This window comes from Pseudarthrobacter sp. NPDC058196 (assembly GCF_042882685.1).
GTDB lineage: Bacteria > Actinomycetota > Actinomycetes > Actinomycetales > Micrococcaceae > Arthrobacter.
The window spans coordinates 47,466-70,552 of sequence record NZ_JBHVVN010000009.1 but is presented as its reverse complement, the minus strand read 5'-3'; the positions used below and the strand labels follow the sequence as shown (position 1 = coordinate 70,552).

General features: G+C 66.8%; 19 protein-coding genes and 2 riboswitches. Of the genes, 8 read left to right on the top strand and 11 right to left on the bottom strand.

Annotation, left to right across the window (positions count from 1 at the left end; all coding sequences use genetic code 11):
* Nucleotides 1-303 precede the first annotated feature (303 nt).
* The 5 genes from ACFVVC_RS14140 to ACFVVC_RS14120 form a co-directional block, all read right to left on the bottom strand.
* Nucleotides 304-615, bottom strand: coding sequence for an AzlD domain-containing protein (locus ACFVVC_RS14140; protein WP_387454308.1), 312 nt, complete (start codon nt 613-615; stop codon nt 304-306).
* Nucleotides 612-1,400, bottom strand: coding sequence for an AzlC family ABC transporter permease (locus ACFVVC_RS14135; protein WP_387454305.1), 789 nt, complete (start codon nt 1,398-1,400; stop codon nt 612-614). The genes ACFVVC_RS14140 and ACFVVC_RS14135 overlap by 4 nt, the downstream gene beginning before the upstream one ends.
* A complete protein-coding gene (locus ACFVVC_RS14130) occupies nt 1,397-1,906 on the bottom strand; it encodes a hypothetical protein (RefSeq protein WP_387454302.1) in 510 nt (169 codons plus the stop codon). Before ACFVVC_RS14130 ends, ACFVVC_RS14135 begins: the two co-directional genes overlap by 4 nt.
* Nucleotides 1,907-1,988: 82 nt before the next feature.
* A complete protein-coding gene (locus tag ACFVVC_RS14125) occupies nt 1,989-3,320 on the bottom strand; it encodes a CoA transferase (protein ID WP_387454299.1) in 1,332 nt (443 codons plus the stop codon).
* Nucleotides 3,321-3,327: 7 nt separating this feature from the next.
* On the bottom strand, nt 3,328-4,227 hold the full coding sequence (locus ACFVVC_RS14120; protein WP_387454298.1) for a glycerophosphodiester phosphodiesterase: 900 nt from the start codon (nt 4,225-4,227) through the stop codon (nt 3,328-3,330).
* A 49-nt stretch (nt 4,228-4,276) separates the two neighbouring features.
* On the opposite strand from ACFVVC_RS14120, the gene ACFVVC_RS14115 reads away from it, so the two are divergent.
* Together ACFVVC_RS14115 and ACFVVC_RS14110 are read left to right on the top strand one after the other, a co-directional pair.
* Nucleotides 4,277-5,638 (top strand): DUF445 domain-containing protein, encoded by a 1,362-nt coding sequence (locus ACFVVC_RS14115; RefSeq protein ID WP_387454296.1) that lies wholly within the window; start codon nt 4,277-4,279, stop codon nt 5,636-5,638.
* Between the two features lie 162 nt (nt 5,639-5,800).
* A complete protein-coding gene (locus tag ACFVVC_RS14110) occupies nt 5,801-7,414 on the top strand; it encodes a DUF222 domain-containing protein (protein WP_387454294.1) in 1,614 nt (537 codons plus the stop codon).
* Nucleotides 7,415-7,529: 115 nt separating this feature from the next.
* Here ACFVVC_RS14110 and ACFVVC_RS14105 read toward each other — a convergent pair whose 3' ends face one another.
* The 3 genes from ACFVVC_RS14105 to cycA all read right to left on the bottom strand — a co-directional run bounded on the left by ACFVVC_RS14105 (nt 7,530) and on the right by cycA (nt 10,671).
* Nucleotides 7,530-8,279 (bottom strand): LamB/YcsF family protein, encoded by a 750-nt coding sequence (locus tag ACFVVC_RS14105; RefSeq protein WP_387454291.1) that lies wholly within the window; start codon nt 8,277-8,279, stop codon nt 7,530-7,532.
* Nucleotides 8,263-9,066: a hypothetical protein gene (locus ACFVVC_RS14100; RefSeq protein ID WP_387454742.1), complete on the bottom strand. Its 804-nt coding sequence runs from the start codon at nt 9,064-9,066 to the stop codon at nt 8,263-8,265. Before ACFVVC_RS14100 ends, ACFVVC_RS14105 begins: the two co-directional genes overlap by 17 nt.
* Before the next feature lie 78 nt (nt 9,067-9,144).
* On the bottom strand, nt 9,145-10,671 hold the full coding sequence (gene cycA, locus ACFVVC_RS14095; protein WP_387454288.1) for a D-serine/D-alanine/glycine transporter: 1,527 nt from the start codon (nt 10,669-10,671) through the stop codon (nt 9,145-9,147).
* A 144-nt stretch (nt 10,672-10,815) separates the two neighbouring features.
* Nucleotides 10,816-10,914: riboswitch (glycine riboswitch) on the bottom strand.
* 292 nt (nt 10,915-11,206) lie between these two features.
* Nucleotides 11,207-11,307, top strand: a riboswitch (glycine riboswitch).
* 160 nt (nt 11,308-11,467) lie between these two features.
* Here cycA and gcvP point away from each other — a divergent pair.
* The 5 genes from gcvP (at nt 11,468) to lipA (ending at nt 18,343) form a co-directional block, all read left to right on the top strand.
* Nucleotides 11,468-14,350, top strand: a complete 2,883-nt coding sequence (gene gcvP, locus ACFVVC_RS14090) for an aminomethyl-transferring glycine dehydrogenase (protein WP_387454285.1) — start codon at nt 11,468-11,470, stop codon at nt 14,348-14,350.
* 6 nt (nt 14,351-14,356) lie between these two features.
* Nucleotides 14,357-15,505 carry a glycine cleavage system aminomethyltransferase GcvT gene (gene gcvT, locus ACFVVC_RS14085; RefSeq protein ID WP_387454282.1) on the top strand — a complete coding sequence of 383 codons (1,149 nt, stop codon included), beginning with the start codon at nt 14,357-14,359 and terminating at the stop codon, nt 15,503-15,505.
* A 48-nt stretch (nt 15,506-15,553) separates the two neighbouring features.
* Nucleotides 15,554-15,937, top strand: a complete 384-nt coding sequence (gene gcvH / locus ACFVVC_RS14080; protein WP_387454279.1) for a glycine cleavage system protein GcvH — start codon at nt 15,554-15,556, stop codon at nt 15,935-15,937.
* Complete coding sequence (glyA, locus tag ACFVVC_RS14075) at nt 15,934-17,256, top strand: serine hydroxymethyltransferase (RefSeq protein WP_387454276.1); 1,323 nt, start codon at nt 15,934-15,936, stop codon at nt 17,254-17,256. Before gcvH ends, glyA begins: the two co-directional genes overlap by 4 nt.
* A 73-nt stretch (nt 17,257-17,329) precedes the next feature.
* Nucleotides 17,330-18,343, top strand: a complete 1,014-nt coding sequence (lipA, locus tag ACFVVC_RS14070) for a lipoyl synthase (RefSeq protein ID WP_387454273.1) — start codon at nt 17,330-17,332, stop codon at nt 18,341-18,343.
* A gap of 81 nt (nt 18,344-18,424) precedes the next feature.
* Here the strand turns inward: lipA and ACFVVC_RS14065 are convergent, their stop codons facing one another.
* From ACFVVC_RS14065 to ACFVVC_RS14055, 3 genes are all read right to left on the bottom strand, one after another.
* Entirely contained in the window at nt 18,425-20,770 is a 2,346-nt protein-coding gene (locus tag ACFVVC_RS14065; RefSeq protein ID WP_387454270.1) for a glycoside hydrolase family 65 protein, read from the bottom strand.
* Between the two features lie 138 nt (nt 20,771-20,908).
* A complete protein-coding gene (locus ACFVVC_RS14060; protein WP_387454267.1) occupies nt 20,909-21,646 on the bottom strand; it encodes an HAD family hydrolase in 738 nt (245 codons plus the stop codon).
* Nucleotides 21,647-21,844: 198 nt separating this feature from the next.
* Entirely contained in the window at nt 21,845-22,462 is a 618-nt protein-coding gene (locus ACFVVC_RS14055) for an alpha/beta hydrolase (RefSeq protein WP_387454264.1), read from the bottom strand.
* A gap of 174 nt (nt 22,463-22,636) precedes the next feature.
* Here ACFVVC_RS14055 and ACFVVC_RS14050 point away from each other — a divergent pair, with 174 nt between their 5' ends.
* The gene (locus tag ACFVVC_RS14050) at nt 22,637-22,894 is read left to right on the top strand and encodes a DUF6458 family protein (RefSeq protein WP_387454261.1); all 258 of its coding nucleotides are present in this window, start codon (nt 22,637-22,639) and stop codon (nt 22,892-22,894) included.
* Nucleotides 22,895-23,087 lie beyond the last annotated feature (193 nt).

The following is a 23,087-nucleotide window of genomic DNA, read 5'->3' as shown; positions in this document are numbered from 1 at the left end:
GGGACGGGCGACGACGGGTCCAGGTCGAGTGCCGACTGGAGCCTCTGCGACAGGATCTCCAAGTCCTCCGCAGGCACGTCCAACAGTCCTGCAAAGCGCTTGAAGAAACATCTGGCAGGAAGTCCCGCCCGGCGTCGAGCACTTTTATGGCGGGGATCGCCCGCCGAGCCCCGGGCCCACTGCAGCTTGTTTTCCATGGTTGCCGTTCATCGCGAATGCCATGGCCAACTGCATAAGCCGATCCCATAGTACAACCGGCGAACCTCACGGGAAGTGATCTGCATCACCCAGGGAGGGTGGTGGTCAATTCCAGCCCAGCAACCTCAGCAGCGCCGCCGTACCAGCACCTGCGATGACTACCACCAGGAACGGCGCCCGGAATGCCAGGGCAACCGCGGCCGCGGCCAGCGCACCCAGCCGCGCGTCAGCAGCCAGCGACTGGCCGGATGCCACGGCGTTGACCACTGTCAGCGACGCGAGCAGCCCGATGGTCATGGTGCCGGCAATTCGTGAGGCACGCGGGTCCGCCAGGAATTTGGCAGGAACGAAATACCCCACCAGTTTCCACGCGTAGGCAAGGACGCAGGCAATCAGCAGCCAGATCCACAGGCTCATGGGGCGGCCGCCGGGTCCGTGGTGTCGCCGCGCTCCGCGCCCGCATTCGGTGCACTCCCGCGCGCATGGCGGCCGGCGGGGTGACCGTATGGCTCGATGTCCGGCTCCAGCCCTTCGTCACGCCGGCCGTGGCTTAGCCATCCCGCCAGCGCCGCCACGACAGCGGCCACCAGGATGGGGACGCCGGGCGGGACGAACGGCACGGCAATCACGGTGGCCACGGCACACGCCACCGCGATCGCAACGGGTTCCCGGCCTTTGAGCCGCGGCCAGAGCAGGGCGAGGAAGGCTGCAACGGCGGCGCCATCGAGTCCCCACTGCTTGGGATCGCCCAGTCCACTCCCGGCCAGGGCGCCTACGAGCGTGAAGATGTTCCACAGCACATAAATGCCAATCCCGGCAGTCCAGAAGCCGCGGCGCTGCTCGGCGGGATCGGTTTGCCCGGTGCTTGTGGCGGTGGATTCGTCGATGGTCAGCTGCGCACCCACGTACTTGCGCCAACCCCTGGGCCGCAGCAGCGCGTTCAACTGCATGCCGTAGATACCGTTGCGCATGCCCAACAGGGTGGCGGCGCTCATAGCGGCAATACCCGAGCCTCCTCCGGCCACGACGCCGATGAACGCGAACTGCGAGCCGCCGCTGAACAGGAGCAGGCTCAGCGCCATGGTCTGCCAGAGGTTGAGGCCGGACGTCACTGACAGCGCGCCGAAGGAGATCCCATACAGGCCGGTGGCGATGCTGATGGAGATTCCCACCTTCACCGCCGGAGTGGCCGGCAGTTTCACGGCCGGCGTCCCGGCGGGCACCCCGGTGAGGCCGGTTTTCGCAGGCTCCAGGCCCACAGGATCAGCGGCGCCTGCAGCGGGAGCCGCAGCGAGTGGATCTTCCGGCGGCCGGGCGAACCCTCCGGACCATACGCCCGCACCAGGGCGTCGATGTGCCCTGCCAGGAATGCGGTGAACATCCCGGTGAGGGCGGTGGCCGTCAGCTTCCGCGTCGGCGGGAGGAGGATGCCGACGGCGGCAGCGAGTTCCAGCAGCCCACTCACCGCGATCCATTCGTCCCGGGACAGGAGGGCCAGCGGATGCTGGGGTTCCCGGGGCAAGCCGGGTTGCGGATCCACGCGGCAGAGGTATTCCGGAACAACGTCACGGAAGAAACCAGGGTCCCGGAAATGCTTGCCGGCGCTGGCCAGCAGGAGGGCACCCATGGCGGCGGCGGACAGGCCCTGGAGTGGAAGGCAACGCAAGGGCAGGCCCTTGGCAGCGGGGCCGGACCGGGGAAACGACATGGAACCACTCAACCACAGCAGGAGCGGGCGGCCGAAACTCGGCCGCGGGGGGGTAGAAAGGGGCGGCGCGGCGCCATTTACTTCAGGCCCAGGCGAGCGCGGCGCTGCCGTAGGCCGGGGGCGGGGACGGATAGTCCAGGGGCCGGCCTCCGGAAAGCAGCGGCGGCCCAACGTAGCGGAGCACGCCGTAGGGGCTGTCCATGGTGCGGTACTCCGGCGCTGCCAGTTCCCGGCGGCCAGCCGTGGTGTCCGGCAAGGCAAACAGTTCCTCAGCCGTCCGGGCCAGTGAGAGGTGCGCGGCGCCGCCCGCCCCCGCCTGCCTGCGCCCGTCCAGGAGGTGGACCACTGCCGCCGCCACGCCGTACCCTGTGGCATGGTCCAGCGCCTGGACCGGAAGGGCACCCGGGCGCCACCCGTCGTCGTCGTTCTTCCCGTACGCATGGGCAATCCCGCAGGCGGCCTGGACAATGCTGTCGAAGCCGCGCAGGCCGCTCCAGGGCCCGGTCGTGCCCCAGCTGTTGAGGGTAACCACCACCAGGTCCGGGTGTGCCGCCAGCAGTTCACCGGGGTTGAGCCCAAAGCGGTCCAGGGCGGCGTGCCGGTAGCCGGTGACCACTACATCCGCGCCGGCCAGGAGCTGCCGCAGCCTGTGCTGGGTCGCCGGGAGACCAAGATCGGCTTCCGCGCTGCGCTTGCCGAACGCCGTGTCCACGAACTGGTCGGCGATCTCAGGCAGAGCCGGCGGGTCGATCCGGAGGACATCTGCTCCGAGCGCGGCCAGCAAACGGGTGGCGACGGGCCCTGCGATGACCCGGGTCAGGTCCAGGACCCGGAGGCCCCGCAGGGGCATTCCATCAGTGCGCCCCGGGCCTGCGGTTGTTGCCGGGAGGTCCCCCAGGCCAAGGCCGGCCGTCCGTCCATCGGCGAACTGCACCGCGATCCAAGGTCCCTGGCCGGCGGCGCGGCCCATGTCCGTCGCCAACCATTCGCTGCGGGTCCTGACGGCCGCGGCGATACCACCGTTGCCTTGGATGGCAGCTTCGGCCTGCAGGGACGGCATGGCGCGGAGTGCCTGCTCCGCGCCATCGGCGGAGGATGCCCCCAGCGCCCGCAGCAGCCGCTGCTCATGGTGCGGGTAGTTGGCGTGCAGCCGGATCCAGCCGTCCGCAGTGCGCCGGAAGCCGGACAGCGGCGCGAAGCCCTGCAGCTGGCGCCCGTCGATCCGCAAGTGCCCGAAGGAGTCGAACGCTGCCGCCGTCAGGGCAGCGGTGGTGCCGAACCGGCCCCGGCCGCCCGTGTACCGGTTCAGCGCTTCCGCCGCCGCCCCCACGGATTGCAGGGCCAGGCCTTCCACATCCAGCGGCCCGGCCCACCACCTGCGCGGGAAGGATCCGCCGGCGCCGCCCTCCGCCACGGCCGTCCTACTTCGCCTGCGGTGAAGACACGCGGAGCTGGCCCAGGACCCGGGCCGGCACGTTGGTGGTGATCTCCTGGATGCCCAGGTCCTGGCACAGGTCAACGTCCTCGGGCGAGTCGACCGTCCAGACCCGGAAGCGCCGGCCGGAGTCCAGCCAGCGGCGGACGGTGTCCTGGCGTTCGCGGACATAGTCGATACCGGGGCCCGCCATGCCCACCAGGCAGTCGTCCAGGATTTGTTCGCCCTCCAGCTGGGTGGCCTTCATCAGGTTGGCGATCGCTCCGCCGGTAATCGGGCCCACGCCCAGTCCGCCGCGTATCTCGTGGACGGTGAGATCGTCCACGAGTTGGCAAATGTGCCGGGGCGGGACGAATTCCAGGAGGTGGCGGACGGAATCGGGGCTGAAACTCATGAAGGTCACGGCCACGTTGCCCAGCGTGGAGGTTTCCGGATCCCAGCCCTCGCTGCGGAGCACTTCCAGTACCCGGTCCTCCAGCTTGAGCTGGTAAGGGCTTGGATGCTTGAGCTCGATGGCCAGGCCCACGGGGCGCCCCGCACCGCGAAGGATGTCCAGGAGCTCCGGAAGGGTCAGGAACTGTTCGGAACGGGCACCGTAGGCTTCGGGGATCCGCGCCCCCTTCCAGGACGAAAAATCCAGCTGCCGCAGTTCCTGCAGCGTCCGGTCCCCCACCGGCCCCGTGCCGTCCGAGGTCCGGTCCAGGTTCGCGTCGTGGAGCAGCACCACGTGCTGGTCCCGGGTCAGGTGGACATCGCACTCCACCCCGTCGGCCCCGTCAGCCAGGGCCTGCAGGTAGGCGGCGCGGGTATGTTCAGCGTAGGTGCCGCTTGAGCCCCGGTGGGCGTAGACCAACGGCCGTTGCGGCACAGACTCGTCAGTTGTCATGCTCACACGGTAGCGGACCGGCTTCCGCCTTCGGGGCTAGGCTTGGCACATGCAGGTGAACTCTGAGGCAACTACCGGGCACGCCACGCAGGATGCACCAGCGGAGGCGACGCGGCAGGTGCCGCAGGGCACCCGGGCGGCAAGCGCCGTCGTCACCCGCGATCTTGGCTCCGGTGACGCCGAAAAGGCGGCAGCGCTGCGGAAGATGAAGCTGCTGGCGCTGAGCCTGCTCATTGCCATGGCCGTGATTTTCGTCTTCGCGTTTGCCCTGCAGAAGGACTACCCCTGGCTGCAGTACGTGCGCGCGGCCGCCGAGGGCGGCATGGTGGGTGCGTTGGCCGACTGGTTCGCCGTGACGGCCCTGTTCAAGTACCCCATGGGCATCAAAATTCCGCACACCGCGATCATTCCCCGCCGGAAGGACCAGATCGGCGCTTCCCTGGGCGAGTTCGTGGAAACAAACTTCCTCTCCGAACAGGTGGTCCAGGACAAGCTGGCCAGCGTCAACATCGCCGGCCGTGCCGGCCAGTGGCTGGCCGCGCCGGGTGGTGCGGAGCGGGTGGCCAAAGAGGGTGCCGCCGTGATCCGCGGCGCCTTCAAGGTTTTGAATGACGACGACGTCCAGGCCGTCATCGAGGGCATGGTGCGCAAGCACCTGCTCACCCCGCCCTGGGGACCGCCGGTGGGCAGGCTCGCAGAGCGGATCTTCCATGACGGGCACCACCACACACTGGTGGACCTGATGGTGGACCGCGCCGCGGACTGGGTGGACGACAACCACGAGACGGTCAGCCGCCTGGTGTCCGACCGTTCCCCCACCTGGGTGCCGCAGTTCGTTGACGGGCTGGTAGGCGACAAGGTGTACGTCGAGATCCTGAAGTTCGTCCGGGCGGTCCAGTCCGACCCCAACCACCAGGTACGGCAGTCGATCGACAAGTACCTGAACGACCTCGCGCAGGACCTCCAGCACGACCCCGCCATGATCGCCCGCGCGGAGGACATCAAGGCACAGGTCCTGGGTGATCCCGAGGTGCGTGAGCTCGCGTCCCGGACATGGGGCACCGTCAAGAATGCGCTGCTGGGGGCCGTGGACGATCCCGACAGTGAACTCACCATCAAGTTCAAGGCAGCTGTGCGGGACTTCGGGACCAGGCTGGTGGGCGACCCCGAACTGGCGGGGAAGGTCAACGCCTGGATCGGGGACGCCGCGGCCTACCTGGTGAAGACGTACCGCTCGGACATCGCCGGGGTCATCACGGACACGGTGGCCCGTTGGGATGCCGAGGAGACCTCACAAAAGATCGAGCTGCAGGTGGGCAAGGACCTTCAGTTCATCCGCATCAACGGCACGGTGGTGGGTTCCCTGGCCGGGCTGGCGATCTTCACGGTGGCGCAACTGATCTTTGGGTAAATTTCCGCCGCTGCAGGTCCCGGGTGGCATTGGCGCGTACGACGGCGGCACGGGCTGGCACGTTCACGGCACCTTGATTGCTCCACGAGGGCGTACGGGCAGCTGCTGGGGAAGGACTGGGCGGCAGACCTAAATGTCAGTGCCTCGTTGGATCATTTGTTTATGGGAATCGGTACTGATCTGACGGCGGTGATGGAGGGTGTTTCTGCCTCTGTTGCTGCGTTGGATGTGCTGGTTCTGGCGGATGCTTCGCTTTGTTCCGGCGCCGATGTTGGTGCTGAAGTGGATGTGCTGCAGCGGCGGTATGAGCTGTGTCTGGAGCGGCTGGAGCTTGTGGCCCGGTTGGAGGCTCAGCTGGCGGCGGTGAAGGCGCGGGATGTGGCGGATGCCGTTGACATCCAGCACGCTCTGCTTCCGCCGGACGCCCCGGTGGAAGAGCGCACGTTTGCGGAGATGTCGGTGGTGGAGGAGATCGCCGGGATCCTCACCATTAGTTCGGGGGCGTCCGGGGCGTTGGTGGAGCAGTCCCGCCGGGTATGTTCGCTGCCACCTGTGTTTGAGGCCCTGGCTGAAGGAGCGGTGTCGTGGCAGCACGCCCGGATCGTCGCGGACGAAACCGAAGGCCTCACCCCCGAGGGTGCCGCCAGCCTCGTGGCGCATTTCTTCGATCCTGACGCGCCCAACCCGGCCCGGGGTGCTGCGCCCGGTGACCTTGTCCCGTCCCGGTTCCGGGCGAAGGTCCGGGCCTGGCGGGAACGCCACCACCCCGAAACCCTGGAGAAACGGCATGTGAAGGGGGTGGTGGACCGGCGGATGGACTACGCCCCGGACCGGGACGGCATGGCCTGGCTCTCGCTCTACCTGCCCGGGGATACCGCGTGCGCCATCTGGAACCGCAGCACCGCCACCGCCCGCGGCCTCCAAAGCCCTGCGGAGCCCCGGACCCTGACCCAGCTGCGCGCCGACGTCGCCGCGTCCCTGCTCCTCGGCACCGGGCTGCAGCCCGCCGTCAACCACAACGCCGCGGCAGCCGACACCGAACCCGCCGCCGCGGCTGCTGGTGCCGGTAATGACGCAGGTCCGGGATGTGCTTCCACTGACATCGGCAAGATCCCCACACCCCGGACGGACGTCCTGGTCACGGTGCCGGTGTTCTCGCTGCTTGGCCTCACCGATGAACCCGCAGTGCTGGACGGATTCGGGCCGATCCCGGCATCCATGGCACGGAAGCTCGTCGCGGACGGGGCGGAATCGTTCTACCGGGTCCTGGTCGACCCCCGCGACGGGGCGCCCCTGGAGATCGGCCGCACCCGCTACCGGCTCCCCGAGACCATCAAGAAATGGATCCAGCTGCGGGACCGCAAATGCACCTTCCCCGGCTGCACCAACCACACCCCCGACAACGACACCGACCACCTCAACCCCTGGCACCACGGCGGCAAAACAGACGTCCGAAACTTGGCCCAGCTCTGCCCCAAACATCACCGCCTCAAACACCACAGCACCTGGGTCCCCGACCCGGCGACCCCGAATGAACCACCCGGCTGGACCTCACCCACCGGCCGACACTACAAACCCGAACAACCCGACCCCCAACCAACCCACTGGCCACAATGGTCCATGCCCGCTGCTGTCGCCCAGAGTGCAGACCTCTGCCCGGAAGACATCCCGCCATGGGAACCGGACGACGCCAACCTCATAGACCTCAACGACCTGTCACCGGAAGACCCTCTGTGGGCAGAGTTCTTCGAAACGCCGTTCGCTCTTTCGGAGTGAGACCTGTTCAGCAGGAGTGACGCCGGAGTGGGACCAGTTAAGTCGGAGTGACTCCGGTCAGCTGAGATGACGCTGGAGCGGTTGGTCATGCCGGCATGCCTAGGGCTGCAGGCTCCTAGGCGAAGGACTCCAGTCCGACGCCTGCTGCCTCAAGGCCTGCCCTGATCCGGACCGCCATCTCCACGGCGTCAGGTGTCCCACCGTGAATGCACAGGGAGTCCGGCCGGACCCCAATGACAGTTCCGTCCACGGCCGCCACTTCGCCTTGCGTGGCCAGGCGGACGGCCCGTTCGACCACCGTCTCGACGTCGTACAGGACGGCATTGTCCTCCGAGAGCGGCACCAGGCTGCCGTCGGCGCGGTAGGCACGGTCGGCGAAAGCCTCGAAGAACACCGGGTGCCCTGCTTCCTTGGCCAGCTTCAGCAGCTCCGAGCCCGGGAAGCCCAGGAATGGAAGGCCTGGATCGTAGGCGTTGACGGCCGCCACCACGGCGGAGGCCTGCTCGGCGTCGCGGACCGTGGTGTCATACAGCGCTCCATGCGCCTTGACGTAGTCAACGGAGGCACCTACCGCATGCGCGACGCCGTCGAGCGCCCCCAGCTGGTACAGCACGTCACCGAAGAGCTCATCAAAACTCGTGTCCAGCGAGCGGCGGCCGTAGCCGGCCAGATCGCGGTAGCCAAGGTGGGCCCCGACGGTGACGTCCAGCTCGTACGCGGCCCTGCAGCTGTCCAGCATGGTGATGGGGTCACCGGCGTGGAGGCCGCACGCCACGTTGGCGCTGGTGGCCACCTGGAACATCGCCGGATCGCCTCCTGCGGTCCAGGAGCCGAATGATTGCCCTACGTCAGCGTTGAGATCCAAGTGTGTTGCCTTCCAGCGTCAGGTTGTCCGGCGCGGCAGCGGCGGTCAACTCGCCGGGAATGGTGTCCGGCATCGGCCCGAACGCCTCACGGGCGTTCTTGGCCACTGCGCGGCCCATCATGAGGTTACCGGCTCCGCCCACAACAGCCCCTATCCCGAAGGGCAGGGCCCGGCCGAACAAGGCCGTGCCCTGCCGCTTCAGGAGGTTCTTCAGGAAGGCCGACTGGATCCGCTTCCGGACGCTCCCGAATCCCGGCAGCACCATCGACTTGGACAGGACGCTCCCCCACGCGTTGCCGGCGCTGTTGCCGGCCGCCTGGCCGCCGAGGGTCCCCAGCAGCGCGGTGCCCTCCTCGCCGAGCATGATGGCCATGACCATGGTGCCGGCCTTCTCCGGGTTGGTCAGCCTGATGCCGTGCAGTTCAGCCAGCGAGGTTGCGTAAAGGGCTGTAGCTTCCAGGAAGCCAACGGTGGCGGCCGCGGAAAGTCCCAGCGACGCCACGGTTCCGACGCCGGGGACGACGGCGGTGGCACCCACCAGGGCGCCTCCTCCGGCAACAGCCCGCAGGTAGTCGCGTTCAGCGATGTCCGCCAACTGCGCGGCCGTGGCCCGCGGATGCTTCTTCTGGAGCCTGCGGATGTAGCCAACCACCAATGGCCGCTGGATCTGCACCGCTTTCAGGAGCATGTTGTGGACGCCGGGCTTGGGCTTGCCCTCGGCGTCAAACATCGCGTTGTGGGCGGTTTCCTGTGCGATACGGAGTGCGGGGTTGCTGCGCCGGGCCATGGTCACCTTCATTCAAATCGACCTGCAGCGCGTGGCTGCCGTGTCATCCCATCCTAAATGGATAGACACTAAGCATGCTTACACTTTTTGGACCGGCTCTCCTGCATCCGCGCGTTCGGCACTGCGACCGGCGGCCTCGTCGGCCTGGAGCTCGGCCCGGAAGACTTCAAAGCGGGCCAGGTGTGCGGGACGGCGGCGAAGAATTGCCCACGCCACGCCAAGGATGACGAACCAGATGGGGGTCACCAGCAGGGCAACGAGGGTGTCGGGCTGGGTGGTCAGGGCCCAGAGGACGAAAGCGAAGAACGCGTACACCACCCACACGGCGGGGATGCCACCGGGCATCTTGAACTTCGACGCCGCATGCAGGTGCGGCCGGCGGCGCCGGAAGGAAATGTAGCTGGCGAGGATGATCGACCAGACGAAGACGAAGCACACCGCAGACACGGTGGTCACCATTTCAAAAGCCATGCCAACGTCCTGGCCGGCATACATGAGTACGACGCCGGACAGCAGCAGGACGCAGGACAGGAACAGCGCGTTGCTGGGCACCTTCCTCGAGGAGAGCCTGCTGAAGATACCGGGGGCGTCGCCTTCTTGGGCCAGGCCGAAAACCATGCGGGACGTGGAGTAGATGCCGGAGTTCGCGGAGGACATCGCCGAAGTGAGGACCACCAGGTTGACGACTGTGGCCGCGGCGCCGAGGCCGGCCAGGGAGAACATCCCGATGAAGGGGCTGTGGCCGGCGGCGAACTGGGTCCACGGGGTGACTGCCATCAGGATGACCAGCGCGCCGACATAGAAGAGCAGTACGCGGACGGGGATGGCGTTGATGGCCCTGGGCAGCGTGCGCTCGGGATCCTTGGCCTCGGCGGCGGTGGTGCCCACCAGTTCGATGCCCACGAAGGCGAATACTGCGATCTGGAATCCGGCCACGAAGCCCATGAACTCATTGGGGAAGAACCCGCCATGGCTCCACAGGTTGGTGAAGCTTGCGGTGCCCGCGTCGCTCTGGAAACCGGTGAAGATCATGAAGAGTCCCACGATGATCAGGGCCGCGATGGCGACGATCTTGATGAGGGCGAACCAGAACTCGGTCTCGCCGAAGGCCTTGACTGTGGCGAGGTTCAGCAGGAGCAGGATGCCCACCGTGGCCAGCCCCGGGATCCAAAGCGGCAGCGCCGGCCAAAGTTCCTTTGAATATCCAGCGATGGCGATGACGTCCGCAATTCCGGTGATCACCCAGCAGAACCAGTACGTCCAGCCGGTGAAGAAGCCTGCCCAGGGACCCAGGAGGTCGGCGGCGAAATCACTGAAGGACTTGTAGTTCAGGTTGCTCAGCAGCAGCTCGCCCATGGCCCGCATGACGAAGAAGAGCATGAAGCCGATGATCATGTACACGAAGATCACGGAAGGCCCGGCGGCGGAAATGGTCTTGCCGGAGCCCATGAACAGGCCTGTGCCGATCGCGCCGCCGATGGCGATGAGCTGGATATGCCGGTTGGTGAGCTGCCGCTCCAGGTGGGGAGGCTCGCTGCGCGCTGCCGTGGCAGCGCCCTGGCCGCGGGCTGGTTCGCTGTTGGACGTGGGGGGATGAATCGCCATGAGGAACTCCATCGATAAAGCGGCTTTGGGTGCCGCAAAGATTTGGTTCCTCCCCACTCTGTTGTGGACCTGAGAGTTTCCGCAGCCAAGGCCGCTTGCACCGTCGGTGAGCCAGAGTCGTGCCTGGCTGCTTTCCAGAGTTGCCTGTCCGCGGCGGTACGTGGGCCTGAGAGTTTCCTGGGGAGGGTTTGCTCCTACGGCGCCTGCTGGATGTACCCGGCAGGACTCTCCCGCCGCAGGTCGGAGGCGTATTCAGTTGGAAGCCGCCGGCTTTTTGGGGCGGCGGCCGGTCATGCAATGGGACGGGCGCCGACTGGTGGGCCGCTCCGGATACGCTGAGCCAGCCACCGGCGGCGCCAATCCCGGGGTTCAGTGTGGTGTCCGTCACGATCGAATGTCAACCCCTCCCGACACAAGTGGGGAAGGACGGCGTCACGTGTCCATTCAAGCCCTTCGCGGAAGCCGGCCGATTTGCCACGGACGGGTTCGTCCCGGTACCTTGTGAGCCGAATCACCCATATTTGAATAAGCCTTTCGAGCTGTGACGGGAGAGTCCTCCCGGCGACACACCGGGCAGGCGCCGTAGGAGCAAATCCTCCCCAGGAATCTCTCAGGCCCATGTACCGTCACGGCGAGGCGACTCTGGAAAGCAACCGGGCTTCTGCCCGGTTCACCGACGGTGCAAGCGGCCCCCTGCCAACAGCAGGCAACGCGGAATCTCTCAGGTCCAATACAGAGCGGGGAGGAACCCATCCCACGCCGTGCCACCTTCGGCCGGCCAGATCCGGAGTTCCTCATGACGATTCATTCGCATCCAACATCGTTTGTTGACCGCCATATCGGCGCGCGCCGCCAGGCCGACGTCGACACCATGCTCAAGACCGTCGGCTACGACAGCCTTGATGGCCTGGTTGACGTGGCCGTCCCCGCGTCCATCCGCCAGGAAACCGCCCTCCGCCTGCAGGATGCCCTCAGCGAGGTGGAGGTCCTGGCCGAGCTGCGCAAGCTTGCCGCGAAAAACAAGACTGCCGTGCAGCTGATCGGGCAGGGCTACTACGACACCGTGACGCCGCCGGTGATCCGCCGCAACATCCTTGAATCCCCGGCCTGGTACACCGCCTACACCCCGTACCAGCCGGAGATTTCCCAGGGCCGGCTTGAGGCGCTGCTGAACTTCCAGACGATGGTCCAGGACCTGACAGCGCTCCCGGTAGCCAACGCATCCTTGCTGGACGAGGCAACGGCGGTGGCCGAGGCTGTGCTGCTGATGCGCCGCGCCAACAAGTCCAAGGCAGCGAAGGACGGCAAGACGGTGCTCGACGCCGACTGCCTCCCGCAGACCATCGCCATCGTCATGGGCCGTGCAGAGGCGCTCGGTTTCGAGGTTGAGGTGGCCGATCTGTCCAAGGGCCTGCCCGAGGGCGACATCAACGGCATTGTGCTGCAGCAGCCGGGGGTCTCCGGCCGGGTGTGGGACCAGTCCGCTGTGATCTCCGCTGCCAAGGACCGGGGCGCGCTGGTCACGGTGGCGGCCGACCTGCTGGCCCTGACCCTGATCACTCCTCCGGGCGAGCAGGGCGCGGACATCGCCGTCGGCTCCACCCAGCGTTTTGGCGTGCCGTTGTTCTTTGGGGGGCCGCACGCCGCCTACATGGCCGTCCAGAAGGGGATGGAACGTACCCTGCCGGGCAGGATCGTCGGCGTATCCAAGGATGACGCCGGCGCTCCGGCTTACCGTCTGGCTTTGCAGACCCGCGAGCAGCACATCCGCCGTGAGAAGGCCACGTCCAACATCTGCACGGCCCAGGCGCTGCTGGCCATCGTGTCCTCCTTCTACGCGGTCTACCACGGCCCCGACGGGCTGAAGGCGATCGCCGAAACCGCACACCACAAGGCCAGGGTGCTGGCCACGGCCCTCAAGTCCATGGGCCGCGAACTGGTCAGCGACTCCTTCTTCGACACCCTGACGGTGCGCGTTCCGGGCAAGTCTGCCAAGGTGATCGCCGCTGCCGAGGCGCGCGGCATCAACCTGCGCCTGGTTGACCAGGACACCGTGGGCGTCTCCGTCGATGAGACGACGACGGCGGCAACGCTGTCGGACGTCGTCGTCGCCTTTGGCGCCGGTCCGGTGGGTGACGCCCAGGGCTTCGAACTGCCCGGATCCGTCCTGCGCACCTCGGCCTACCTGCAGCATCCGGTGTTCAATACACACCGGTCCGAAACCCAGCTGCTGCGCTACATCCGGAAGCTCTCGGACCGTGACCTGGCGCTGGACCGGACGATGATCCCGTTGGGTTCGTGCACCATGAAGCTGAACGCCACGGCGGAGATGGAAGCCATTTCCTGGCCGGAGTTCGCCTCGATCCACCCGTTCGCCCCGGACTCCCAGACCGAGGGCTGGCGCGAACTGATTTCCGGCCTGGAAGCCGACCTTGCCGAGATCACCGGGTACGACCAGGTGTCCATCCAGCCCAACGCCGGCTCCCAGGGCGAACTGGCCGGGTTGCTCGCGATCCGGGGCTACCACCACTCCCGCGGTGAGCAGCAGCGCACCGTCTGCCTGATCCCGGCCTCGGCCCACGGCACCAACGCCGCCTCCGCCGTCCTCGCCGGGATGAAGGTCGTGGTCGTCGCCACCGCAGCCGATGGCACCATCGACCATGAGGACCTCACGGCGAAGATCGAAGCGAACAAGGACGTCCTGTCCTGCATCATGATCACCTACCCCTCCACCCACGGTGTCTACGACGGAGACGTCCGGGAAGTCTGCGACGCGATCCACGCCGCCGGCGGCCAGGTGTACATCGACGGGGCGAACCTGAACGCACTGGTCGGGCTGGCCCAGCCGGGCCGGTTCGGCGGGGACGTCTCGCACCTGAACCTGCACAAGACCTTCTGCATCCCGCACGGCGGCGGGGGACCCGGAGTCGGGCCGGTTGCCGCGAAGGCGCACCTGGCCCCGTTCATGCCAGGCGATGCGAACAAGGCCGCCCACGAAGCCGGGCACGGCGTCGCCATCTCGGCGTCCCGGTTCGGTTCGGCCGGTGTGCTGCCGATTTCCTGGGCGTACGTGAAGCTGATGGGCGGTGAGGGCCTGACCGAGGCCACCAAGTCCGCGCTGCTGGCCGCGAACTACGTCGCGTCCCGCCTGAACGAGTACTTCCCTGTTCTCTACACCGGTGAGGGCGGGCTGGTGGCGCACGAGTGCATCCTGGACCTGCGCGACCTCACAGCGAAGACGGGGGTCACGGCCGAGGACGTGGCCAAGCGGCTGATCGATTTCGGTTTCCACGCCCCCACCCTGTCCTTCCCCGTCGCGGGCACGCTGATGGTGGAGCCTACCGAGTCCGAGGACCTGGCCGAGATCGACCGCTTCATCGAGGCGATGATCACCATCCATGGCGAGATCCAACAGGTGGCCAGCGGCGAATTCACCCTGGAGGCATCCCCGGTGCGCAATGCACCCCACACGGCCGCCGCCGTCGTGAGCTCCGACTGGGACCGCGCTTACCCGCGCGAGCAGGCCGCCTTCCCCGTTGCCTCGCTCCGCCAGGACAAGTACTTCCCGCCCGTCGGCCGGATCGACGGCGCAGCCGGCGACCGGAACCTGGTCTGCTCCTGCCCGCCCCTCGAAGCCTTCGAGCTTTCGACAAGCTCAATCACCGAATTGGAAGACTGATTTCCCATGACTGAGAACTACACCGCTCTTTTAGAGCAGCACAAGAAGGCCGGGGCCTCGTTCACGGACTTCGGCGGGTGGCAGATGCCGCTTAAGTACGAGTCTGAACTCGCGGAACACCACGCCGTCCGCAACACTGCCGGCCTGTTCGACCTCTCCCACATGGGTGAGGTCTGGGTGACCGGCCCCGACGCCGCCGCCTTCCTGGACTACGCCTTGGCCGGCAAACTGTCCGCGGTCGCCGTCGGAAAAGCAAAGTACTCGTTGATCTGCAACGCCGATGGCGGCATCATTGACGACCTCATCACCTACCGCCGACCGTCCCCCGAAGAGGGCGTGGACAGGTACCTGGTGGTGCCCAACGCGGGCAACGCCGCAGTGGTGGCGAAGGAACTCCTGAAACGCTCCGCCGCCTTCGACGTCACTGTGGAGGACGCCTCGGCAGAGACCTCGCTGATCGCCGTGCAGGGACCGAATTCCGAGGCGATCCTCCTCGCGCTGGTCCCGGCCGAACAGCACGCCCTGCTCACCGAGCTCAAGTACTACGCCGCCGTGGAGGTGGGCATCGCCGTCAACGGTACGGTCCAGGACCTGCTCGTGGCCCGGACCGGCTACACCGGCGAGGACGGGTTCGAGATCTACGTCCCCAACCTGGACGCCCCCGCACTGTGGGAGGCACTGCTCCAGGCCGGCGAAGGCTCCGGGCTGGTTCCCGCCGGACTGGCTGCACGCGACTCGCTCCGCCTCGAAGCCGGGATGCCGCTCTACGGCAACGAACTCTCCCGCCACGTCAACGCCTTCGCCGCCGGCCTGGGCCCGGTGGTGTCGCTGGCCAAGGAGAGCGACTTCGTAGGCAAGGATGCCCTGGCCGCCATCAAGGCCGCCGGAGTTGGTTCAACCATCGGGCAGAAGCTGGTGGGACTCAAGGGTGCCGGACGCCGCGCCGCCCGCGCCCACTACCCCGTCCTCAAGGACGGCAACCTGGTGGGCGAAGTGACCTCCGGCCAGCCCTCCCCCACGCTCGGATACCCCGTCGCCATGGCCTATGTCGACGTCGACTTCGCTGAGATCGGCACCGTCCTCGAGGTGGACCTCCGCGGCAAGCCCGAGCGCTTCGAAGTCGTCCCCCTCCCCTTTTACAAGCGCCAGAAGTAATTCGATTTCGCCCACCCACGACACGTTTTAAGAGAAAGAAAGTAGACAATGAGCAAGGTTGTTTCTGAACTGAAGTACTCCGCCGAGCACGAATGGGTTGCCGTTGACGGGTCCGGTCCTGCGGGGATCGGGATTTCCGCCGTGGCTGCCGATGCCCTGGGCGACATCGTCTACGTGGACCTCCCTGAGGTGGGGTCCACCGTGACGGCCGGCGAAACCTGCGGCGAGGTGGAATCCACCAAGTCCGTCTCCGACCTCTATGCCCCGGTCACCGGCGAGGTCACCGAGATCAACGATGGTGTGGTCTCGGACCCCGCCCTGATCAACAGCGATCCCTATGGAGCCGGCTGGCTCTTCAAGGTGGCCGTCACCGCAGAAGGCCCGCTCATGTCCGCCGAGGAATACGCAGCAGCAAACGGCGGCGAGCTGTGAGCGCCCCCGCAGAAGTGGGCGCCTTCACGCAGGTGGCCTCACCCAGCCTGAACGCGGACCTGTCCGCACTGGACCCCGAGATCGCCGCCACGATCGATGCGGAACTGGGCCGCCAGCGCGACGGCTTGGAAATGATCGCCTCCGAAAACCACACCGCCGCAGCTGTGATGCAGGCCCAGGGTTCGGTCCTGACCAACAAGTACGCCGAAGGCTACCCGGGCAAGCGCTACTACGGCGGCTGCGAACACGTCGACGTGATCGAGCAACTGGCGATCGACCGTGTGAAGGCCCTGTTCGGCGCGGAATACGCCAACGTCCAGCCGCACTCCGGAGCCCAAGCCAACGCCTCCGTGATGCACGCGCTGATCAAGCCCGGCGACACCATCATGGGACTGAACCTGGCACACGGCGGGCACCTGACGCACGGCATGCGCATCAACTTCTCCGGCAAGCTCTACAACGTGGTGCCCTACCAGGTCCGGGAAGATAGTCACACCATTGACATGGCAGAGGTGGAGCGCCTGGCCCAGGAGCACAAGCCGCAGCTCATCGTGGCCGGCTGGTCCGCCTACGCCCGCCAGCTGGACTTCGCCGAGTTCCGCCGGATTGCCGATTCCGTGGGCGCTTACCTGATGGTGGACATGGCGCACTTCGCGGGGTTGGTGGCCGCCGGGCTCCACCCCTCGCCGGTTCCGCACGCGCACGTCACCACCTCCACCACGCACAAGACCCTCGCCGGTCCGCGCGGCGGGATCATCCTGAGCAACGACGCCGACATCGCCAAGAAGATCAACTCGGCAGTGTTCCCGGGCCAGCAGGGCGGACCGCTCGAGCACGTCATCGCCGGCAAGGCTGTGGCCTTCAAGATCGCCGCCACCGAAGAGTTCCGCGAACGCCAGGAGCGCGTCCTTGCCGGCGCGCGCCTCCTGGCAGAACGCCTGGTCCAGCCGGACGTCACCGCGAAGGGCATCAGTGTGGTCTCCGGCGGCACCGACGTGCACCTGGTCCTCGTCGACCTGCGCAACTGCGAACTTGACGGACAGCAGGCCGAGGACCGCCTCGCCGCTATCGACATCACCGTCAACCGCAACGCCGTGCCCTTCGACCCCCGGCCGCCCATGGTCACCTCAGGCCTGCGCATCGGCACGCCCGCGCTGGCCACCCGCGGGTTCGGCGAGGACGCCTTCCGCGAGGTTGCGGACATCATCGCCGAGGCATTGACGGCCGACGCCGGCGCGGACCTTTCCGGGCTCCGTCACCGCGTCGAGGCCCTCGCCAAAGCCCACCCGCTCTACCCAGGCATCGCGCCCCTGTCCTGACCCTGGCTTCGACAGGCTCAACCACCGGTCGTTGGGCCTGTCGAAACCCTTCGAGCAAACAAAGGAAGCAACCATGACATTGGCACCTGAAGGCCGGAAGATGCTGCGGATCGAGCAGCGCAATGCTGCCGTTCCGGTGGAGCGGAAACCGGAGTGGATCAAGGCCAAAGTCCAGATGGGCCCGGAGTTCGTCGGGCTGAAGAACCTGGTCAAAAAAGAAGGCCTGCACACCGTCTGCAAAGAAGCCGGCTGCCCCAACATCTTCGAATGCTGGGAAGACAAGGAGGCCACCTTCCTGATCGGCGGCTCCGAATGCACCCGCCGCTGCGACTTCTGCCAGATCGACACCGGCAAACCCTCCCCCGTGGACGTCTTCGAACCCACCAAGGTGGCCCGCTCCGTCCAGTCCATGCAACTGCGCTACGCCACCGTCACCGGCGTCGCCCGCGACGACCTCGCAGACGAAGGCGTCTGGCTCTACGCCGAAACGGTCCGCAAGATCCACGAACTGAACCCCGGCACCGGCGTCGAGCTGCTGATCCCCGACTTCTCCGGCAACCCCGAGCACATCAAAGCGATCTGCGACTCCGCCCCCGAAGTCTTCGCCCACAACGTCGAAACCGTGCCCCGGATCTTCAAACGGATCCGGCCCGCGTTCCGCTACGACCGCTCCCTGGACGTCATCACCCAGGGCCGGAACCTGGGCATGGTCACCAAATCCAACCTCATCCTGGGCATGGGCGAAACCCGCGAGGAAATCTCCGAAGCCCTCCGCGACCTCCACGCCGCCGGCTGCGACCTGATCACCATCACCCAATACCTCCGCCCGAGTGAACGCCACCTTCCCGTGGACCGCTGGGTCAAACCCCAGGAATTCGTGGACCTCCAGCACGAAGCCCAGGAAATCGGCTTCCTCGGCGTCATGTCCGGCCCCCTGGTCCGCTCCTCCTACCGCGCCGGCCGCCTCTGGGCCACCGCCATGCGCAAAAAAGGCCGCGACATCCCCGCCGAACTCGCCCACATCGCCGACGGCATCCAAGACTCCGGCACCACCCGCCAGGAAGCCAGCACCCTCCTCGGAGGCTAGGACCGCTGGAACGCATAACGGCGGTAGGAGGCTTAGGCGGGCCGGCAACCGAAGCTGCCGGCCCGCCGTCGGACGCGTTGCCTAGCTGTTGCCGCGCACCACCGGGATGCTCGCCGTCGGCAGGCCGCTGGGGAAGACTGTAGGTTCGGGTACCGCGACCGGTTCCAGCGGTACCTGCACCGCTTGCGCCGCCACGAGGACGCGCTGGCCCCGGACGTCAATTTCCAGGGGTTCGCCCTCCTGCACGGTCAGGGTGATGGAACCGGACGCGAGCTGGACCAGCAGCAGGCGGCCCCTGATCTTCAGGTGGAAGGCCAGCGAATCCCATTCGGCCGGCAGGCGAGGATCGAAGAACGGGACCGGCCCCTGGTCCCGCATGCCCGCGAAGCCGCACACCAGGGAGGACCACACGCCGCCCGTGGAGGCGATATGGACGCCGTCGATCGTGTTGCCGTGGGTGTCATCCAGGTCGATGAACGCGGCACTGGTGAAGTGGTCCAGGGCTTCCTTCGAATACCCCACCTCGGCCGCCATGATCCCCTGCACGCAGGCGGACAGGGTGGAGTCGCCGGTGGTGATGGGATCGTAGAAGTCGAAGGCCCGCTGCTTCTCCTGCGCCGTGAAGTCCTGCCACTGGAGGAACATGGCCAGGACCGTGTCCGCCTGCTTGAGGACCTGGTGGCGGTAGATCACCAGCGGGTGGAAGTGCAGCAGCAGGGGGTACTTGGACCGCGGGGTGGTCCAGTCCCAGGCTTCCAGTGTCATGAAGTCGTTGTCCTGGGAGTGCACCTGCATCCGGGTGTCGAACGGCAACTGCATGAGGTTCGCCGCAGCCTCCCACAGCTGGCGCTCCTCCTGCGTGATTTCGGCATGCTCCAGCGCCGCGGCGGCGCGCAGGTTGAAGCGTGCCATCACGTTCGTATAGAGGTTGTCGTTCACCACGGCCGTGTATTCGTCGGGGCCGGTGACGCCGTGGATGTGGAAGAGGCCGTCCTTGCCGAAGAAGCCCAGGGAGATCCACATCCGGGCCGTCTCGATAAGCAGTTGGGCGCCCATTCCGTCCCGGAAGGCGGCATCGCCGGTGGCCCAGAGGTACCTGTTGGTGGCGAAGGCGATCGCGGCCGCGATGTGGAACTGGGCCGTTCCGGCAGCGTAGTAGGCGCTTGCTTCGAGTCCGTTGATGGTTCGCCACGGGAAGAGCGCACCGTCCACGCTCAGTTCCTTGGCACGGATCTTTGCCTCGGGCAGCATGCCGTGGCGGAACTCGAGCACCTGCCGCGCGCCGTCGGGGTTGGTGTAGGTGAGGTAGGGCAGCAGGTACACCTCCTGGTCCCAGAAGTAGTGCCCCTCGTAGCCGGAGCCGGTCACGCCCTTGGCGGGAATGCCGGCAACATCGGCGCGGGCCGTCGCCTGGGCCAGCTGGAAGAGGTTCCACCGGATGGCCTGCTGCAGGCCGGGGCTGCCGCCGCCCACCACAATGTCGGACGTGGCCCAGTAGCCGCGGTAGTGGGCCATGCTCTCGGCGAAGATCTCGTTCACCGGGCGGAGGGCTTCCTCGGCCACCGCGGCTGCATCGACGTCCGGGTCCTGGACGCGGCGGCCGGCGGCGTAGCTGACGCTCTTTTCCAGCCGGAAGGGTTCGTCCGGGTCCACTGCCAGGACATACCGGACACTGCTGTCGTCCTGGTCCACCAGGGTTTCGAAGGGCTGGTGCCCCGCAGAGGTCCAGTGGTCCACTGCCAGGCCCACCCGTTGCTTGGATTCCGCGGCCTCCCACGAGAGGCGCAGCGATCCGTCGCCGCCGTCGAGGCGTACGGGCAGCAGCACCCGCCCGGCGTGGCGGCCGGACCGGCGGGGATCGTGCACGGAGTGGTCCTCCACCGGCTGGTCCTGGCGGTTGATGACCTGGGAGGTAACGTCCAGCGAGACCTGCCGGTCCGTGGCCACTTCCAGCGAGATGCCGAGGCAGCCGCGGGATTCGAAGCCTACGGCGCGCCGTTCGGTGGTGGTCACGGCGGCCCCGGACCGGCACTGCCAGGTGATGCGGCATTCGTAGATTCCGGTGGAGAAGTCAACGGCGCGCCGGTATTCCAGGACCTCGGACTCGGCCAGGCTGAGGGTTTCGCCGTCCACCACCACCGCGAAGTTGTTGGCGTCCGGAATGTAGAGGATGCGCTGCCCGGTCCGGGCGAACCCGAAGGCGTTTTCCGCGTGCTTGATGTCCCAGATTTCATGCAACCCGTTGATGAAGCTGCCGGGCAGGCCGCCATCCGCCGCCGCCCAGTGGGCGCCGCGGATGCCCAGGTGCCCGTTTCCCAGGGCAAACAGTGTTTCTAGGGTTCCCGCGACACCTGCCTCGTGGCGGGTTTCAACGAGTTGCCAGGGGGTGTCGGGGAACCGTTCGCGGTCCGCGGTAATGACTGCCATGGTGGGGATCCTTTGGCCTTGCTGGGTGCCGCCGTGGGGCGGGCACGAGGTATTCGGGGAAAATGCGCTGCTCGGAAGGGTGCCGCGGTGGGGGGGGTTAGCGGCACCGGTTGCCCGGGGGGATCGGGCATCACCGGTTTAGGGGATGAGTTCCTGAAGGTCATTGACCACCAAGGTGGCACCGGCATCCAGGAGCGTCTGCCGACCGGCGCCCCGGTCCACCCCGATGACGGAGTGGAACGATCCGGCCCGTCCGGCCTGCACGCCGGACACGGCGTCTTCCACCACCACGCACTCAGCGCTGGAGAGGTCCAGGAGTTTCGCGGCGTATTCGTAGGTGGCAGGGCTCGGTTTGCCGGGCAGGCCCTGTTCGGCGGCAACCACCCCGTCCACCACAACGGGGAAGTGGTGGCTGAGCCCGGCCGCCTGCAGGACGGCGGGCGCGTTCCGGGAGGACGAGACGACGGCGACTTTGAGTCCCTGCGCCAGCACCGCTTCGAGGAACCGCACCGAGCCGTCAAAGGGTTCGACGCCGGCGCTGACGATGTCGTTGAAGAGCCTGTTCTTCCGGTTGCCCAGGCCTTGGACCGTTTCGTGGGCGGGGTCGTCGTCGAGCGGGCCTTCGGGCAGGCTGATACCGCGGGATGAAAGGAAGTCCCGCACCCCGTCGAAGCGGGGCTTGCCGTCAATATGGTCGAAGTAGTCGCTTTCGCGGTACCCGGGAACGTCGGGATGCGAGGCCAGGTAGCTGTCGAACAGTTCCTGCCACGCGCGCTCATGCACTGTGGCCGTGGGCGTCAGTACTCCGTCGAGGTCGAACAGGATTGCGGCGGCGCCGGTCCAGTCGGTGGTCCGGGGTGACGTGGGGTGTGTCATCAGCGGTGCGGTGTCCTTTCAGTCTGCGGACAGCCGGCCCCGCCGGTGCGGCCACAGGAGGCTCCGGCGCTTAAGCGCACGGCAGCATCTCCGTGTCCGCCCACTGCAGGACCGATCATGGCCACAGACGAGTGTAAGCGCTTGCAAATTTGACTGGCAACTGTTTTTTCCCGCGTCCCGGCAGCGCCTGCCCGCGGTTTAGCGCAGCACGTAGTGGCGCAGGAAGGCGCTGACGTCCACCATCTCGGCCTTGGACATGGCGTGCCCCATGCCCGGATAGGTCCGGGCCGTCAGCAACGTGTTCTCCGCCAGCCATTCGGCGGTGTAGGCGGTGGCGTCCTCGTTGATCACCAGGTCCGCCTTGTCCCGCCCCCAGAAGAACGGCCGCCTGGTGTCGAAGGAGTCCATGGTGGACAGGAGTTCGTTGTTGAGCACGAAGCCGGACAGCCCGACCACTGCCTTGTAGTCATCGGGGTGCAGCCGCAGGAGCGTGCTCGCCATCGCCATCCCCTGGGAATACCCCATCAGGGTGACGCTGCTGTGCTGGTCCTTGACCGAACCGATCCAGGCCCGCACGGAGGTGGCCGCGGAGATGACGTCCGCGAAGTCGTTGGCCAGGAAGTAGTCCAGCAGGAACCATCCCCAGCGGTCCCCGACAGGCATGGGAGCGCGCAGTGCGGCGCAGGTGAACTCCTGGGGCAGATACTCGAAGAGGCGCACCATCCGGGACTCGTCCGTGCCGTAGCCGTGCATCATCACCAGCAATGGGGTGCCGGCACGCAGTTCTTCCGGCTTGGACCACACAACAGTTTCCACCGGACCAGCGTAGCGAGGCATGCACGCCGCCCCGGCGCGGTGATTGAATCCGGAATCGCCGGGAGGTAGCGTGTCGCCTGACAGACAGCATGCTTAGCAATGGCACCATACGCACCACCATCACCGCAAATGCCCTACCAGCGCCGCGCAGGACGCGGCTATAAGGAGCACGTCATGAGAATTGGCTCGTCAATCTTCCTCATCGCCCTCGGCGCCATCCTTGCCTGGGCCGTGACTCCCGGGCTGATCCCGTTCGTGGACCAGCAGCTGGTGGGCTACATCCTGATCGCCGTGGGCGTCATTGGTTTGATCGCCTCGCTGATCCTGGCCTCCCCCGGCCGGAGCCGCCGCGTCAGCGAGTCCCGCTCGGTCATCGATCCCAACACGGGCGAGCGCATCACCAGGCATGAAACCCGCGACGGCGGCATCTAGCCACAGCGGAACCCGGGCGGAGCCCGGATCAAGCCACGAACCCGAAAGCCGGGCTGGACCACCACATCCAGCCCGGCTTTCGCGCGTCCGCAGGCACTTCTTCTGCCGGATTTTGTTTCGTGTGGGTTTCCATTGACAAACCAACACAAGCAAAGATAAAGTCAAGTAACTCAACATCAATGTGATGCCAGTC

Excerpts from the sequence above, each read along its gene's own strand:
- ACFVVC_RS14140 (WP_387454308.1), bottom strand. The coding sequence starts at position 615 with ATGAGCCTGTGGATCTGGCTGCTGATTGCCTGCGTCCTTGCCTACGCG.
- ACFVVC_RS14130 (WP_387454302.1), bottom strand. The coding sequence starts at position 1,906 with ATGTCGTTTCCCCGGTCCGGCCCCGCTGCCAAGGGCCTGCCCTTGCGT.
- ACFVVC_RS14120 (WP_387454298.1), bottom strand. The coding sequence starts at position 4,227 with ATGACAACTGACGAGTCTGTGCCGCAACGGCCGTTGGTCTACGCCCAC.
- ACFVVC_RS14115 (WP_387454296.1), top strand. The coding sequence starts at position 4,277 with ATGCAGGTGAACTCTGAGGCAACTACCGGGCACGCCACGCAGGATGCA.
- ACFVVC_RS14110 (WP_387454294.1), top strand. The coding sequence starts at position 5,801 with ATGGGAATCGGTACTGATCTGACGGCGGTGATGGAGGGTGTTTCTGCC.
- ACFVVC_RS14100 (WP_387454742.1), bottom strand. The coding sequence starts at position 9,066 with ATGGCCCGGCGCAGCAACCCCGCACTCCGTATCGCACAGGAAACCGCC.
- cycA (WP_387454288.1), bottom strand. The coding sequence starts at position 10,671 with ATGGCGATTCATCCCCCCACGTCCAACAGCGAACCAGCCCGCGGCCAG.
- gcvP (WP_387454285.1), top strand. The coding sequence starts at position 11,468 with ATGACGATTCATTCGCATCCAACATCGTTTGTTGACCGCCATATCGGC.
- gcvT (WP_387454282.1), top strand. The coding sequence starts at position 14,357 with ATGACTGAGAACTACACCGCTCTTTTAGAGCAGCACAAGAAGGCCGGG.
- gcvH (WP_387454279.1), top strand. The coding sequence starts at position 15,554 with ATGAGCAAGGTTGTTTCTGAACTGAAGTACTCCGCCGAGCACGAATGG.
- lipA (WP_387454273.1), top strand. The coding sequence starts at position 17,330 with ATGACATTGGCACCTGAAGGCCGGAAGATGCTGCGGATCGAGCAGCGC.
- ACFVVC_RS14065 (WP_387454270.1), bottom strand. The coding sequence starts at position 20,770 with ATGGCAGTCATTACCGCGGACCGCGAACGGTTCCCCGACACCCCCTGG.
- ACFVVC_RS14060 (WP_387454267.1), bottom strand. The coding sequence starts at position 21,646 with ATGACACACCCCACGTCACCCCGGACCACCGACTGGACCGGCGCCGCC.
- ACFVVC_RS14050 (WP_387454261.1), top strand. The coding sequence starts at position 22,637 with ATGAGAATTGGCTCGTCAATCTTCCTCATCGCCCTCGGCGCCATCCTT.